The 14,386-nt window shown below is 72.9% G+C and carries 13 protein-coding genes; 9 read left to right on the top strand and 4 right to left on the bottom strand.

The window, feature by feature from the left end; all coding sequences use genetic code 11:
- Positions 1–52: 52 nt before the first annotated feature.
- Positions 53–1,249, top strand: a complete 1,197-nt coding sequence (locus tag DN051_RS29085; RefSeq protein WP_425471790.1) for an MFS transporter — start codon at positions 53–55, stop codon at positions 1,247–1,249.
- Here the strand turns inward: DN051_RS29085 and DN051_RS29080 are convergent.
- On the bottom strand, positions 1,186–2,349 hold the full coding sequence (locus DN051_RS29080; protein ID WP_053759543.1) for a hypothetical protein: 1,164 nt from the start codon (positions 2,347–2,349) through the stop codon (positions 1,186–1,188). The two genes, DN051_RS29085 and DN051_RS29080, sit on opposite strands and share 64 nt — an antisense overlap.
- Entirely contained in the window at positions 2,346–3,287 is a 942-nt protein-coding gene (locus DN051_RS29075) for a 5-dehydro-4-deoxyglucarate dehydratase (RefSeq protein WP_112439810.1), read from the bottom strand. The genes DN051_RS29080 and DN051_RS29075 overlap by 4 nt, the downstream gene beginning before the upstream one ends.
- A 219-nt stretch (positions 3,288–3,506) precedes the next feature.
- Between DN051_RS29075 and DN051_RS29070 the strand changes: the two genes are divergently transcribed.
- The 8 genes from DN051_RS29070 (at position 3,507) to DN051_RS29035 (ending at position 11,154) form a co-directional block, all read left to right on the top strand.
- Complete coding sequence (locus DN051_RS29070; RefSeq protein WP_053759541.1) at positions 3,507–4,316, top strand: NAD-dependent epimerase/dehydratase family protein; 810 nt, start codon at positions 3,507–3,509, stop codon at positions 4,314–4,316.
- 257 nt (positions 4,317–4,573) lie between these two features.
- Positions 4,574–5,344, top strand: a complete 771-nt coding sequence (locus tag DN051_RS29065) for a DeoR/GlpR family DNA-binding transcription regulator (protein WP_112439809.1) — start codon at positions 4,574–4,576, stop codon at positions 5,342–5,344.
- Between the two features lie 112 nt (positions 5,345–5,456).
- Positions 5,457–6,827 (top strand): ABC transporter substrate-binding protein, encoded by a 1,371-nt coding sequence (locus DN051_RS29060; RefSeq protein ID WP_053759539.1) that lies wholly within the window; start codon positions 5,457–5,459, stop codon positions 6,825–6,827.
- Positions 6,824–7,765, top strand: coding sequence for a carbohydrate ABC transporter permease (locus tag DN051_RS29055; RefSeq protein WP_053759538.1), 942 nt, complete (start codon positions 6,824–6,826; stop codon positions 7,763–7,765). Before DN051_RS29060 ends, DN051_RS29055 begins: the two co-directional genes overlap by 4 nt.
- Positions 7,762–8,604: a carbohydrate ABC transporter permease gene (locus DN051_RS29050; RefSeq protein ID WP_112439808.1), complete on the top strand. Its 843-nt coding sequence runs from the start codon at positions 7,762–7,764 to the stop codon at positions 8,602–8,604. Before DN051_RS29055 ends, DN051_RS29050 begins: the two co-directional genes overlap by 4 nt.
- A complete protein-coding gene (locus tag DN051_RS29045; protein ID WP_053759536.1) occupies positions 8,601–9,590 on the top strand; it encodes a zinc-dependent alcohol dehydrogenase family protein in 990 nt (329 codons plus the stop codon). The genes DN051_RS29050 and DN051_RS29045 overlap by 4 nt, the downstream gene beginning before the upstream one ends.
- A gap of 61 nt (positions 9,591–9,651) precedes the next feature.
- Positions 9,652–9,873, top strand: a complete 222-nt coding sequence (locus tag DN051_RS29040) for a hypothetical protein (protein ID WP_053759535.1) — start codon at positions 9,652–9,654, stop codon at positions 9,871–9,873.
- 63 nt (positions 9,874–9,936) lie between these two features.
- On the top strand, positions 9,937–11,154 hold the full coding sequence (locus tag DN051_RS29035; RefSeq protein WP_112439807.1) for a TerD family protein: 1,218 nt from the start codon (positions 9,937–9,939) through the stop codon (positions 11,152–11,154).
- A 72-nt stretch (positions 11,155–11,226) separates the two neighbouring features.
- Here the strand turns inward: DN051_RS29035 and DN051_RS29030 are convergent, their stop codons facing one another.
- Positions 11,227–12,672 (bottom strand): alkaline phosphatase PhoX, encoded by a 1,446-nt coding sequence (locus tag DN051_RS29030; RefSeq protein WP_112439806.1) that lies wholly within the window; start codon positions 12,670–12,672, stop codon positions 11,227–11,229.
- A gap of 193 nt (positions 12,673–12,865) precedes the next feature.
- Positions 12,866–14,290 carry a hypothetical protein gene (locus DN051_RS29025; RefSeq protein WP_112439805.1) on the bottom strand — a complete coding sequence of 475 codons (1,425 nt, stop codon included), beginning with the start codon at positions 14,288–14,290 and terminating at the stop codon, positions 12,866–12,868.
- Positions 14,291–14,386: the final 96 nt, after the last annotated feature.

Raw genomic sequence — 14,386 nt, 5'->3', positions numbered from 1 at the left:
GGCGGACGGGGCGAACACCCCGACCGGCGCGAGGAGTTGGGCCGTGGTGCGGCTGCTGCGGCAGCGCGACGCGGGGCTGTACCTGGTGGGCGTGGTGGTCTCCGGCTTCGGCACGTCGGCCCTGTGGCTGGCGTCCGGGGTGTGGGTGAAGGACCTGACGGGCTCGGACCCGCTGGCCGCGCTGTGCCTGCTCGCCATGTGGGCGCCGACCCTGGCCGGCCCGCTGCTGGGCACGCTCGCCGACCGGGTCCGCCGCCGCCCCCTGCTGATCGGCACGAACCTGGTCATGGCGGCCCTGCTGCTCACCCTCGTCACCGTCGAGGCGCCGGGGGACCTGTGGCTGCTGTTCGCGGTCCTGCCGGCGTACGGCGCCGCGGGCGTCGTGCACGACGCCGCGGAGTCGGCGCTGGTCGTCTCCGCCGTGGGACCGGCCCTGCTCGGCGACTTCAACGGGCTGCGCATGACCGCGACCGAGGGCACGAAGCTGGTCGCGCCACTGGCCGGGGCGGGTCTCTACGCGGCGTACGGCGGGGCGGGCGTGGCCCTGCTGGACGCGCTCACCTTCGTCCTCGCCGCGGCCCTGTACGCCGCGCTGCGGGTCCACGACTCCCCTCCCCCGCCGCGCGGCACGGTACGGCGCGCCCGGACGGCGGAGGGCGTCCGGCATCTGTGGGCCCACCCCGGGCTGCGCCTGCTGGTGCCGGCGGGCGGCGCGACGATGCTGTGCGCGGGTGTCAACGGCGCCCTGGTGTACGCCGTCGTCGAGGGCCTCGGGCACGCCCCGGCCTACGCCGGGGTGCTCGCCGCGGTGCAGGGCGCGGGGTCGGTGGCGGCCGGGCTGGCGTCCGGGCCCGCCCTGCGACGGCTCGGCGAACGCCGGTTCGCGGCGGCCGGGATCGCGCTGACCGCCGTCGCGGTGGCGCTGCGGGCGGTGCCGTCGGACCCGGTGGCGTGGGTGAGCGGCGCGGCGATCGGCGCGGGCCTGCCGTGCGTGCTGATCGCCGCGCTCACCGCGGTGCAGCGGGCGACACCGGACGCCCTGCTCGGCCGTACGGCCGCGACGGCGAGCACCCTGATGTACGCGCCGAACGTGTTCGGGCTGGCGCTGGGTGCCGCCCTGGTCGCTCTGGTCGACCACCGGCCGGTGCTGGTGGTGCTGGGCGTGGTGCTGCTGGTGGTGGCGGTTCAGCCGGCCCTGAGAGCGGCCCGCACCGACTCCAGGTCGTCGTCCGAGGCCAACCCGGCGTGATAGAGCCGCAGTTCCGTCGCACCGAGGTCACGCGCGCGTGCCGCGTCCTCGGCGAGGGTGCCGGGGCTGCCGCCCATGCCGGAGACCACGGTGAGGTTGGCCGCGAGGACGGCGCCCTCGCGGCCCTGCCGCGCGAACGGCGTCAGCGCCTCGGCGCCGCCCGTGCAGGGCACCACGACTCCGTCGGCGACGGACAGGATGTGCTCCGGGTCCACCCCGGCGTTGGCGCCGCAGTGGTACGACACCGGATCGGCGTGGAGGAGGACCTGGAAGCCCCGCGGCGCCGCGGCCCGGACGGCCGCGACGGCCGCTGTCTGGAGCGTGCGCGCGGTCTCGTCCCGCCACTCCCGCGTGCCGGCGGCCCGCGCCTCGCCGAGGAGTTCGCCGACCCCGGCCCAGCCCCCGCCGGACGGCGCCCCCCGCCACACCGGTTCGAGCGCGGCCCGTACGGCGGCGGCCAGTTCGTCGGGGTCCAGGCCCCGCGCGCCGTAGCCGGCCCGGCAGTCGGGGCAGAAGCACAGCGACATCAGGTACTGGCCGGCGTCGCCGAGTCCGACCCCGGCGATCTTGTCGTGGGCGTGCAGATGCGCCAGCCCGTACCAGCCCAGGGACTCCAGTTCGGTGCCGTGCGCGCCCGGCCGTGCCGCCGCCTCCGCGGCCAGCTCCACCAGGTACGCGCGCGTGGCGGGCTGGGCGATGCACGGCGCCCAGGGGTAGCGGTCGCCGTAGGCGTTGACCACCGAGGTGTGCGGATGCTCGGCGCCCAGGCGGGAGTTGTGCGCGAGCACGACCCAGGTGTGCACGTCCAGGCCCGCCCCGGCCAGGCTCTCCGCGGCCTGCCCGTACGCGTCTCCCGGGGCCCAGTCGCCCGCCGGGTGGGGGCGCAGCGGCCGGCCGTCCCAGCGGGCGTCCACCGGGTAGAGCACGGCGGCGTGCCCGGCGGTGACGACGCGGTGGCGCGGGTGGCGGGGGGTGAGGGCGCGGGTGGAGTGGTAGGCGGCGGCCAGCGTCACCTGCGCGACGCCCAGGCCGGCGATCCGCGCGGCTGCCTCCGGGTCCCCGTTGACGTCCCAGGGGTAGACGAACGCCGACGTCTTCACGCGTCCTCCTCCAGCAGCGCGCAGCCGCGCTCGATCACCTCGGAGAGCTGCTTGAGGTGCTCCTCCGCCGGTTCGTGCAGCGGTGGCCGGACCTCGCCCACGTCGAGGCCGCGCAGCCGCACGCCGGCCTTGACCAGGGAGACGGCGTAGCCGCGGCCCAGGGCGCGCAGTTCGACGAACGGCCGGTAGAAGCCGTCGAGCAGGCGGTGCACGGTGGCCCGGTCACCGGTTTCCAGGGCGCGGTGGAAGGCGAGGGCGATCTCCGGGACGAAGCAGAACACGGCGGAGGAGTAGAGCGTGATGCCGATGCCGCGGTAGGCGAGCTGGGTCAGCTCGGCGGTCGGCAGCCCGTTGAAGTAGAGGAAGTCGCCGGGGACCTCGCCGCGGACGGCGCTGACGGTCCGCTGCATCAGGTCCAGGTCGCCGAGTCCGTCCTTGAGCCCGATGATCCCGTCCGTGCGGGCGAGTTCGACGACGGTGCCGGGTGTGAACACGGCGTTGTCGCGCTGGTAGACGACGACCGGCAGCTCGGTGGCCGCCGCGAGCTCCCGGTAGTGCCGCAGCAGTCCCTCCTGCCCGGCGACGACGAGGTACGGCGGCATGGCGAGCAGACCATCCGCTCCGGCGCGGGCCGCGAGGCGCGCGAAGCGCACGGCGAGCGCGGTCCCGTATCCGGCGCCGGCCACTACGGGGACCCGTCCCGCGGTCTCCTCGACCGCCGCCGCCACACACGCCTCGTACTCCTCGGGGGTGAGCGCGTGGAACTCTCCGGTGCCGCAGCACGCGAAGACCGCGGCGGCGCCGGCCTCCACGCCGCGGCGGACATGGGCGCGGTAGACGTCGAGGTTCACGGAGCCGTCGGGTCCGTAGGCGGTGACCGGGAAGAACAGCGGCCCGCTGGGGACGCTGAGCCGGTCGGGGAGCGGTGCTGACGTCACGGGCTCTCCAAGGTATATATTTATGATTTGCGTCCACATTCCTGAACATCTTCACGCTAAGACGCCCCCTTGGGGGCGGTCAAGCGCACCAACACCCATCACACCAGCGGATTTCCCGCATCCGCCGCAGACTTGACGCACCGGAGGCCCGCTCCTTAGCGTGTCCACGCATGTGAATGACGTGCATGCATGCGGCCACTCACTCAAGGAGACCCGAGGATGCCCGCTCCCCGCACCGTTCTGCTCACCGGCGCCGCAGGCGGCCTCGGCACCCTGATGCGGGAGTTGCTCCCGAAGTACGGCTACCGGCTGCGCCTGCTCGACCTGCGCCCCGTCGAGGGCGAACCGGACGCGATCACCGCGGACCTCGCCGACAAGGAGGCCCTGCGCGAGGCCGTGCGCGGTGTCGACGCGATCGTCCACCTCGCGGGCATCTCCCTGGAAGCCCCGTTCGAGAAGATCCTCAAGGCGAACATCGAGGGCACCTACAACCTGTACGAGGCCGCGCGCCAGGAGGACATCGGGCGGATCGTCTTCGCCTCCTCCAACCACGCGGTCGGCTTCACCCCCCGCCCCCGGGGCGACGACCCGCTGATCCCGATCGACACCCCGCGCCGCCCGGACACCTTCTACGGGCTGTCCAAGTCCTTCGGCGAGGACCTCGCGCAGTTCTACTGGGACAAGCACGGCGTCGAGACCGTCTCGGTGCGCATCGGCTCCTGCTTCCCCGAGCCCACCAGCGTGCGGATGCTCTCCGTCTGGATGAGCCCCGCGGACGGAGCGCGCCTGTTCCACGCGGCCCTGACCGCCGAGAACGTCGGCCACACCGTCGTCCACGGCTCCTCCGCCAACACCCGCCTGTGGTGGGACCTGTCCAGCGCACGCGCCCTCGGCTACGAACCGCAGGACGACTCCGAGCCGTACGCGGCGAAGCTGGTCGCCGAGCACGGTGAACTCGACCCGGCCGATCCGGCCCACGCCTGCCTGGGCGGCCACTTCGTGACCGACCCCCCGATCTGGCCCTACTGACCGAAAGCAGGGGGCGGGCGGGCACCGAACGGGCCCGCCCGCCGCCGCGTTCGGGCGCACGGGCCGCCCGGTCCCACACGCCGCCGCGCAACCTCGCAGGTCCGCGCCGGGCACACCACGAGCCGAACGGGCGCACCCGGGCAGCATCGGGCATGCAACAGGCCTGGTCAGTGCCGCACCGCCGCTGTAGAACTTCCCCCAAGGGCCCCACCGGGCCCGAACGGGCAGCGCAGCATCACCGAAGGCAGGTGTCGGCCATGGGCACGAGGACGGCGGAGGAACGCCAGCGGGAGATCGTGCGGGCCGCGCGCGCCGCCGGATCGGTCGACGTCACCGCGCTCGCCGCCCAACTGGGCGTGGCCAGGGAGACCGTACGACGGGATCTGCGCGCCCTGGAGGACCACGGCCTGATCCGCCGCACCCATGGCGGCGCCTACCCCGTGGAGAGCGCCGGCTTCGAGACGACGCTCGCCTTCCGCGCCACCAGCCATGTGCCCGAGAAGCGGCGGATCGCGACCGCCGCGGCCGAACTGCTCGGGGACGCCGAGACGGTCTTCGTCGACGAGGGCTTCACCCCGCAGCTCATCGCCGAGGCACTGCCCAGGGGCCGCCCGCTGACCGTGGTCACCGCCTCCCTGCCGGTCGCGGGCGCGCTCGCCGAGGCCGACGGCTTCTCCGTGCTGCTGCTCGGCGGCCGGGTGCGCTCCGGCACGCTGGCGACCGTCGACCACTGGACGACCAAGATGCTCGCCGGCTTCGTCGTCGACCTCGCCTACATCGGCGCCAACGGCATCTCCCGGGAACACGGTCTGACCACACCCGACCCCGCCGTCGGCGAGGTCAAGGCGCAGGCGGTGCGGGCCGCGCGGCGCACCGTCTTCGCGGGCGTGCACACCAAGTTCGGAGCGGTCAGCTTCTGCCGGTTCGCGGAGATCGGCGCGCTGGAGGCGATCGTCACGAGCACGCTGCTCCCCGCGGCGGAGGCGCACCGCTACTCACTGCTGGGCCCGCAGGTCATCCGCGTCTGAGGAGCGGGCCGGCCCCGCGCACCGGAGAGCCGACCGGCGCTCCGCGGTCCATACCCGCACCCATCTGCGCCCCATACATCCGTATATGCACCCCTATCTTCAGGAGCGATCCATGCGAACCCAGAGCCGACGGAGGCCGCGAGCCACACTCGCCGCGGCCGCCGCAGGGACGCTGCTCGCCCCGCTGCTCTCCGGCTGCTGGGTCGGTGCGGGCGGGTCCGGGTCCGGCGGCGACTCCCTCAACGTCCTGATGGTCAACAACCCCCAGATGGTCGAGCTCCAGAAGCTCACCGCCGCCCACTTCACCAAGGACACCGGCATCGAGGTCAACTTCACCGTCCTGCCGGAGAACGACGTCCGCGACAAGATCAGCCAGGACTTCGCCAACCAGGCGGGCCAGTACGACGTGGCCACCCTGTCCAACTACGAGATACCCATCTACGCCCGCAACGGCTGGCTGCACGAGATGGACTCCTACGTCGCGCGGGACCCGGGCTACGACGAGCAGGACGTCCTCAAGCCCATGCGCGAGTCGCTGACCGGCGACGACGGCAAGCTCTACGGCCAGCCGTTCTACGGCGAGTCCTCCTTCCTCATGTACCGCAAGGACGTGTTCGCCGCGCAGGGCCTGACGATGCCCGAGCACCCCACCTGGACGCAGATCGCCGACCTCGCCGCCCGCGCTGACGGCGCCGAGCCCGGCATGAAGGGCATCTGCCTGCGCGGACTGCCCGGCTGGGGCGAGGTCATGGCCCCGCTGACGACCGTGGTGAACACCTTCGGCGGCACCTGGTTCGACGAGGACTGGACGGCGCGGCTCGACTCCCCCGAGTGGGAGAAGGCGACGAAGTTCTACGTCGGCCTGGTACGTGAGCACGGCCAGTCCGGCGCCGCCCAGTCCGGCTTCGCCGAATGCCTGAACAACATGACCCAGGGCAAGGTCGCCATGTGGTACGACGCCACGTCCGCGGCCGGCTCCCTGGAGTCCGCCGACTCCCCCGTCCGGGGCAAGGTCGGCTACGCCCCCGCGCCCGTGGAGCGGACCGAGTCCTCCGGCTGGCTCTACACCTGGGCCTGGGGCATCCAGAACGCCTCCCGCAACACCGACAAGGCCTGGCAGTTCGTCTCCTGGGCCTCCGGCAAGGAGTACGAGCAGTTGGTCGGCGACAAGGTCGGCTGGTCCGACGTACCCGCGGGCAAGCGGGCGTCGACGTACCGGAACGCCGACTACCGCAAGGAGGCCGCCGCCTTCCAGGAGATGACGAAGGAGGCCATCGAGGGAGCGCGTCCGCGTGACCCCGGTGTGCAGCCGCGCCCCGCGCCCGGCATCCAGTTCGTCGGCATCCCCGAGTTCACCGACCTCGGCACCAAGGTCTCCCAGGAGATCAGCGCGGCCGTCGCCGGACGCCAGTCCGTCGACGAGGCCCTGAAGAAGTCCCAGCAGCTCGCCGAGCGCATCTCCGAGGAGTACGAGGGACGATGACCGCCACCACCACGGCCCCCGTGGCCTCCCCGTCCGCGCCCGCCGGGCGGCGCGAACCGTCGGCCCGGCTGCGCGCCTGGGCGACCCGCGCCCCGCTGCTGCCCGCCCTGATCTTCATGATCGCCGTGACCCAGCTGCCGTTCGTGGCCACGCTGGTGATCTCCTTCTTCGACTGGAACTCCCTTTATCCCGACGCCCGCCGCTTCACCGGCCTCGACAACTACCGGCAGGTCCTGACCGACGCCGACCTGCGCAGCTCGGTGTGGACGACGGTGCTGCTGACGGTGACCGTCGTGCTGGTCAGCCTGGTCCTCGGCCTGCTGCTGGCGCTGCTGCTGGACCGCCGGTTCAAGGGCCGGAGTGTCGTCCGGACGCTGCTGATCGCGCCGTTCCTCGTCGTCCCCGTCGCGGCGGCGCTGCTGTGGAAGCACGTCCTGTACAACCCCGAGTACGGCCTGTTGAACGGCCTGCTGCACTACGTCGGCGGACCGCAGCCGGACTGGATCTCCTCCACACCGCTGCTCGCGGTCGAGGCGTCCCTGGTCTGGCAGTGGACCCCGTTCATGATGCTGATCATCCTGGCCGGCCTGCAGAGCCGCGACCCCCAGCAGATCGAGGCCGCCCGGGTCGACGGCGCGAGCGACTGGCAGGTGTTCCGCCATCTCACCCTCCCGCACCTGCGCCGCTACCTGGAACTCGGCGCCCTGCTCGGCTCGATCTACATCGTCCAGAACTTCGACGCGGTGTTCACCATCACGTCCGGCGGGCTGGGCACGGCGAACCTCCCCTACACCGTCTACCAGAGCTTCTACCAGGCCCACGAGAACGGCCTCGCCTCGGCCGCGGGCGTGCTGGTGGTCATCGGCTCGATCATCATCGCGACCTTCGCGCTGCGCGTCGTGTCGTCCCTGTTCCGTGAGGAGGGGTCCCGCGCATGAGCGACACCGCCGTACGCGTCCGCCGCAAGGGCGTCGGCCTGGGCCTGGTGGCCTGGCTGGCCGGAATCGTCTTCTTCCTGCCCATCGCGTGGATGGCGCTGACGTCCTTCCACTCCGAGGCGGACGCCGCCACCAACCCGCCGTCCTTCACGGCCGCGCTCACCCTGGACGGCTACCGCGAGTTCTTCGGCACCGACGGCGGGGCGAGCCCCTGGCCGTCGCTGATCAACTCGACGGTGGCGTCGGTCGGCTCGACCGCGCTGGTGCTGCTGCTGGCACTCCCCGCCGCCTACGCGCTGTCCGTCCGCCGGGTGCGCAAGTGGACCGACGTCCTGTTCTTCTTCCTGTCCACGAAGATGCTGCCGGTCGTGGCGGGCCTGCTGCCCGTCTACCTGTTCGCCAAGAACGCCGGGCTGCTGGACAACGTCTGGCTGCTGGTCGTCCTGTACACCTCGATGAACCTGCCGATCGCGGTGTGGATGATGCAGTCGTTCCTGGCCGAGGTGCCCGTGGCGGTGATCGAGGCCGCCCGGGTGGACGGCGCCCGGCTGCCCACGGTCCTGGCCCGGGTGATCGCCCCGATGGCTCTGCCCGGCATCGCCGCGACCGCGCTGATCTGCTTCATCTTCAGCTGGAACGAGCTGCTGTTCGCCCGGGTCCTGACCGGGGTGGTGGCCGAGACCGCGCCCGTCTTCCTGACCGGCTTCATCACCAGCCAGGGGCTGTTCCTGGCGAAGGTGTGCGCCGCGTCGCTCGTCATCTCCCTGCCGGTGCTCGCCGCGGGGTTCGCCGCCCAGGACAAGCTGGTCCAGGGCCTGTCGTTGGGAGCCGTGAAATGAAGGCCGCCGTCATCGAGTCCGTGGGCCGGGCCGTCGTCGCCGAGGTCCCGGACCCGACGCCGGGCCCGCGCGAGGTCGTCGTGGAGGTCGCCGCGTGCGGCCTGTGCGGTACGGATCTGCACATCCTCCAGGGCGAGTTCGCGCCGAAGCTGCCGATCGTGCCCGGACACGAGTTCGCGGGCGAGGTCGTGGCCGTGGGCGCCCAGGTCACCGAGGTGTCGCGGGGCGACCGGGTCGCGGTGGACCCGTCGCTGTACTGCCACGAGTGCCGGTACTGCCGCACGGGCCACAACAACCTCTGCGAGCGGTGGGCCGCGATCGGCGTGACCACGGCGGGCGGCGCCGCGCAGTACGCGGTGGCACCGGTGGCGAACTGCGTGAAGCTCCCCGAGCACATCCGCACCCAGGACGCCGCCCTGGTCGAGCCGCTGTCCTGCGCGGTGCGCGGCTACGACGTCCTGCGCTCCCGGCTGGGATCCCATGTGCTGATCTACGGCTCGGGCACGATGGGCCTGATGATGCTGGAGCTGGCCAAACGCACGGGCGCGGCGAGCGTGGACATGGTGGACGTGAACCCGGCCCGCCTGGAGACCGCGCGGCGGCTCGGTGTCTCGGCGTCCGCGGCGAACGCCGACGAGCTGGACCGTCCGCAGGGCTGGGACGTGGTCGTCGACGCGACGGGCAACGCGGCGGCGATCCAGGACGGTCTGGACCGGGTGGCGAAGGCCGGCACGTTCCTCCAGTTCGGTGTGGCCGACTACGCGACCCGTGTCACGATCGACCCGTACCGGATCTACAACCAGGAGATCACCATCACCGGCTCGATGGCGGTCCTGCACAGCTTCGAGCGGGCCGCCGAACTCTTCGCGGCGGGCGTCCTCGACCCCGAGGTCTTCATCAGCGACCGGCTGCCCCTGACCAGCTATCCGCAGGCCCTGGACCAGTTCGCGGCGGGCGTCGGCAGGAAGATCGTCGTGGTCCCGTAGGCACCCGGGCGGCGCAAAATCCGGTGGGCCCGGGCACGCCCCGGGCCCTAACCTGCCGTCCATGCCGCAACCCCATGGATTCCGGTACGAGACGCACACGTCCGGCACCGTCGTCATCACCCACCACAACCGGCCCGCCGGGACCCTGCGCGGCCCCCGGGCCGCCCGCTTCCTGGCCGAGGTCGACGCCGGCGACCCGCAGCTGGTCATGGCCCGCTGGACCGGAAACTACCGGCGGGGCAACGAGCGCTCGGCCCGGGAGCACCCCCGCAACCGCCGGTGACCCGATCGGCGTCCGGTAAGGGAACGGTAAAGCGGCGCCGGTCGTTCACCCGGCATGACAGCTATGACCCCCGGCTCGAACATCCCTCTCCCCACCGCCCGTGTGACGGTGGACGTCGCCGCCCCGGTGCGGCTCGACGTATCGGGCCTGCTGCTCACCGCCGACGGCAAGGTGCGCTCCGACGACGACTTCATCTTCTACAACCAGCCCGCCGGCCCCGGTGTGACCTACCGCTCGGGAGGCGGCGCCGCCCCCGACGCCATCACGGTGGACACCACCGCCCTGCCCCCGGGCATCGAGAAGATCGTCGTCACCGCGAGCCCGGACGCCGCGGGCCAGACCTTCCAGGGCGTCGAACCGACGGCCACGATCCGCAACGCGGACGACAACGGCGTCCTGGCCACGTTCACACCCCCGCAGCTCGGCACCGAGACGGCACTCGTGGTCGTGGAGATCTATCTGCGCAACGGCGCCTGGAAGGCCCGCGCGGTGGGCCAGGGATACGCCGACGGTCTGGCCGGCATCGCCACCGACTTCGGTGTCAGCGTGGAGGAGCCCGCCCCGCCGGCCGCCCCGCAGCAGCCGCTGACCCCGCCTCCGGCCCCGGTGCAGCCCCCGGCGGCCCCGCCCGCCCCCGCCGTGGACCCGCGCCTGGCCGCTCCCCCGGCCCCGCCCGTCCCGCCGGCCCCCGCGCCCGGCGCCGGGAAGATCAACCTCGACAAGGGCCGGGTCAGCCTCCAGAAGAACCAGACCGTCTCCCTGATGAAGGGCGGCCGCCCGCTGCTCTCCCAGGTCAAGATGGGCCTCGGCTGGGAGCCCGCGTACCGCGGCAAGGACATCGACCTGGACGCCTCCGTCATCGCGTACGGCCCGCAGCGCAACCACATCGACAGCTGCTACTTCGGCAAGCTCCAGATCGTGGGCGGCTCGATCCGCCACTCCGGTGACAACCTCACCGGTGAGGGCGGTGGCGACGACGAGGTGATCACCGTCGACCTCGGCCGGCTCCCGCAGGAGGTCAGCGGCCTGGTCTTCACCGTGAACTCCTTCTCCGGCCAGAAGTTCACCGAGGTCGCCAAGGCCTACTGCCGGCTGATGGACGCCGCCACCGGCGAGGAGCTGGTCCGCTTCGACCTCACCAACGCCGAGGCGCAGACCGGCGTGATGATGGCCAAGCTGATCCGTCAGTACTCCGGCGAGTGGGAGATGACCGCGATGGGCGACTTCGTCAAGGCCCGCACGGTCCGCAACATGGTCAAGCCCGCCGCCCAGGCCCTCTGAGGTCCGCGACGGCCGACGGCCCTGCCCCGCACCGGAGTGCGGGGCAGGGCCGTGCCGCCGTTCACGAGGGGGTCACCGCCGCTGCCGCTTCCACGGCCCCGTGACGGCGAGCATGATGCCGGGCTCCTGGATGTTGGCGTAGAGCGTCTTTCCGTCGGGTGAGAACGTCACGCCGGTGAACTCGCTGTACTCGGGCTCCTCCTCGGTGCCGATGTTCAGCTCGTTGCGTGCGACGGGGTACGTCCGGCCGCTGTCGGTCGCCCCGAACAGATGCTGGACGCCCTCTCCGTCCTCGGCGATGATCAGGCCGCCGTACGGCGAGACGGTGATGTTGTCGGGGCCGTCGAAGGCGCCGTCCGCCGAGGGGTCGGGGTTCACGCCCAGCAGGACCTTCAGGGTGAGCGTGCGGCGCTTGGGGTCGTAGAACCAGACCTGGCCGTCGTGCCGGGCGGGGCTCTCCTCACGGGCGTAGGAGGAAACGAGGTACGCGCCGCCGTCCCCCCACCACATGCCCTCCAGCTTCCGGGCGCGGGTGACCTCGCCGGGCCCGAACTGCTCGCGCACGGGGACCGTCCTCGCGTCCCGGTCGGGGACGTCGACCCAGTCGACGCCGTAGACGGTGCCGACCTTGGTGGCCCGGGCGAGGTCGTCGACGAAGCGGCCGCCGGAGTTGTAGCACTTGGGCGCCTGGAGGACACCGGCGTCGTCGGCGAGGGCGCGGAACCTGCGGGGGCCGTGCTCGAAGCCCTTCGGCGGGGTCCAGCGGTAGAAGAGGCCGTTGGGCTCGTCGGCGTCCTCGGTGAGGTAGGCGTGGCCGCGCTTCGGGTCGATGACGACGGCCTCGTGCTCGTAGCGGCCGAAGAACTTCAGCGGCTCCGGGACGCGGTTGGCGCGCCGGTCGCCGGGGTCGACCTCGAAGACGTAGCCGTGGTCCTTGGTCATGCCGTTCTCGCCGGCCCGGTCGGCGTTCTCCTCGCAGGTCAGCCAGGTGCCCCACGGGGTGCTGCCGCCGGCGCAGTTGTTGGCGGTGCCGGCGATGCCGACCCACTCGGCGACCCGGCCGTCGGGGCGCACCTCGACGACGGTGCAGCCGCCGGGAGCGGCGGGGTCGTAGACCAGGCCCTCGGCGAGCGGGACGGGGTGCTCGTGGTCGGAGCGGGGGCCGTCCATCTCGTGGTTGTTGACCAGGAGCGTGGTGCCGCGCGGGCCGTCGAAGGCGGCGGTGCCGTCGTGGTCGGCGGGGGTGAACTCGCCCGACTCCAGCCTGGTCCGGCCCGCGTGGGTGAGGATCCGGTACGAGAACCCGGCGGGCAGCGCGAGGATGCCGTCGGGGTCCGGCAGCAGTGGACCGTAGCCGAGGCCGCCGTGCCCGGCCGGGGACACGTCGTCGGCGGTCTCCGTCTCCGTGGACGCGAGGGCGCCCGGCGCGGTGGCGAGGACGCCGACGCTGCCCGCCAGGGCCACCCCGGCCCCGGTGATCACGGTGGTTCTGGCGAAGTCCCTGCGGGTGAACGACATACTGTCTCCTGTGACGGGGGAAGTGCCGTGGACGGCGGACCTCGGTGCGGCCACACGGTCGCGCCCGGGGCTGAACACCGGTTGAACTCCCGGCGACTTCACCGCACCCGCTTCCGTGAATCCGTACGCCGCGCGCGCCGGAACCGGCCGCCTCGCCGCGCCCGGCCCGCCCGTCGCGGGAACCGGGACGCCGTCAGCCGCCCTGCTGGGACCGTGCCTTGAACGCGGCCTTGCGGGCCTCCTTCGCGATCTTCCGGTCGGGGTGGATGCGCCCCATCGCCTCCAGGACGTCGGCGGTGGCCGGGTGGTCGACCCGCCAGGCCGCCGCGAAGAAGCCGCTGTGCTGCCGCGCCAGACCCTCGACGAGGGCGCGCAGTTCCTCGGAGTTGCCCTCGGCGGCGAGCTGGGCGGCCAGCGTGTCCACGGTGAGCCAGAACACCATCGCCTCGGACGGGGGCGGTACGTCCGTGAACCCGTGCTCGGTCAGCCAGACCCGGGCGAGACCGCCGAGTTCGGCGTCGTCGAGGACCTCGCGCAGGGCGGGTTCGGCGTCGGGGCCGAGCAGCGACAGGGCCTGCTGGCAGCGCAGTCGGCGCAGCGGGGCGCCGGTGTCGCCGCCGCGCGCGGCCGACAGCAACTCCCGTGCGGCGACGAGCGGTCGGTGGCGGGCCAGCCACTGTTCGATCTCGGCCTGCGCGGCGGCCGGCCCGTAGCCGGCCGTGCCGTCGAGCAGCGCGTCGGCACCCTTGTCGGCCAGGTCGCCGACGGCGGGCGCGTCGAAGCCAGCCTCCAGCAGCCGGGCGCGCAGCCCGTACAGGCCGAGCGCAGTGAGCCGGACCATGCCGTAGCGGGAGACGTCGGTGTCGTCGACGGCGGCCGGCTCCTCGTCGGCGTCGGCCATCAGCGCCTCGTCGACCGGCTGGTACTCCACCAGCCCCACCGGCTCCAGCATCCGGAACCGGTCGTCGAGCTTCATCATCGCGTCGGAGACCTGCTCCAGCACGTCGTTCGTGGGCTCGGCCATGTCGCCGGGCACGATCACGGACGCCGCGAGGGCGGGCAGCGGAACGGGCGTCCGGCCGGCGCCGTCCTCGCTGACGGTCATCAGGTAGAGGTTGCCGAGCACGCCGTCGAGGAAGTCGGACTCGGCCTGCGGGTCCCAGTCCAGCGAGGAGAAGTCGACCCGGCCGCTGTCGTCCAGCGCGCCGACCAGGTCGTCGAGGTCGGGCACGCTCGCGTCGTCGAGCACCGTCTCCAGGGCGGTCAGCCACACGCCGAGCACGTCGTGCGGCGAACCGCCGGTGAGCAGGGCCGTCCCGGCGCCCGTGGTGACCGTGCCGGCCTCCTCGTCGAGGATCTCGACGAGCCCGGTGTCGACGGCCACCCGCCAGGCCTCGCTCGCCAGCGCCGCGGCGTCGTCCCCGGCGAGCCCGAGCACCTCGGCCGCGGCGGGCAACTGATCGTCGACGAGTCCGCCGCCGGTCTCGACGCGGGTGTCGGGCCCGGCCCAGCGGGCGAGCCGCGCGGCCCGGGACAGCAGGGGCGTGGACAGCGCGTCCCGCGCCAGCTCCGCTTCGGAGGTCGGCAGCACCGGCGGAAGGGGGGAGCTGTCAGACATCGGGGGGTCTCCTCGGGCGATGTTCGTCTCAGCCGCTCAGCCTAGACGGATTTCCACCCATGCCGCCCGGTTCATCTCCTGGCCGGGCCCCGTACA

Origin of the sequence: Streptomyces cadmiisoli (assembly GCF_003261055.1) — a bacterium.
GTDB lineage: Bacteria > Actinomycetota > Actinomycetes > Streptomycetales > Streptomycetaceae > Streptomyces > Streptomyces cadmiisoli.
This window is presented reverse-complemented; position numbering and strand designations above follow the sequence as displayed.

Excerpts from the sequence above, each read along its gene's own strand:
- DN051_RS29070 (WP_053759541.1), top strand. The coding sequence starts at position 3,507 with ATGCCCGCTCCCCGCACCGTTCTGCTCACCGGCGCCGCAGGCGGCCTC.
- DN051_RS29065 (WP_112439809.1), top strand. The coding sequence starts at position 4,574 with ATGGGCACGAGGACGGCGGAGGAACGCCAGCGGGAGATCGTGCGGGCC.
- DN051_RS29060 (WP_053759539.1), top strand. The coding sequence starts at position 5,457 with ATGCGAACCCAGAGCCGACGGAGGCCGCGAGCCACACTCGCCGCGGCC.
- DN051_RS29055 (WP_053759538.1), top strand. The coding sequence starts at position 6,824 with ATGACCGCCACCACCACGGCCCCCGTGGCCTCCCCGTCCGCGCCCGCC.
- DN051_RS29050 (WP_112439808.1), top strand. The coding sequence starts at position 7,762 with ATGAGCGACACCGCCGTACGCGTCCGCCGCAAGGGCGTCGGCCTGGGC.
- DN051_RS29045 (WP_053759536.1), top strand. The coding sequence starts at position 8,601 with ATGAAGGCCGCCGTCATCGAGTCCGTGGGCCGGGCCGTCGTCGCCGAG.
- DN051_RS29040 (WP_053759535.1), top strand. The coding sequence starts at position 9,652 with ATGCCGCAACCCCATGGATTCCGGTACGAGACGCACACGTCCGGCACC.
- DN051_RS29035 (WP_112439807.1), top strand. The coding sequence starts at position 9,937 with ATGACCCCCGGCTCGAACATCCCTCTCCCCACCGCCCGTGTGACGGTG.
- DN051_RS29030 (WP_112439806.1), bottom strand. The coding sequence starts at position 12,672 with ATGTCGTTCACCCGCAGGGACTTCGCCAGAACCACCGTGATCACCGGG.
- DN051_RS29025 (WP_112439805.1), bottom strand. The coding sequence starts at position 14,290 with ATGTCTGACAGCTCCCCCCTTCCGCCGGTGCTGCCGACCTCCGAAGCG.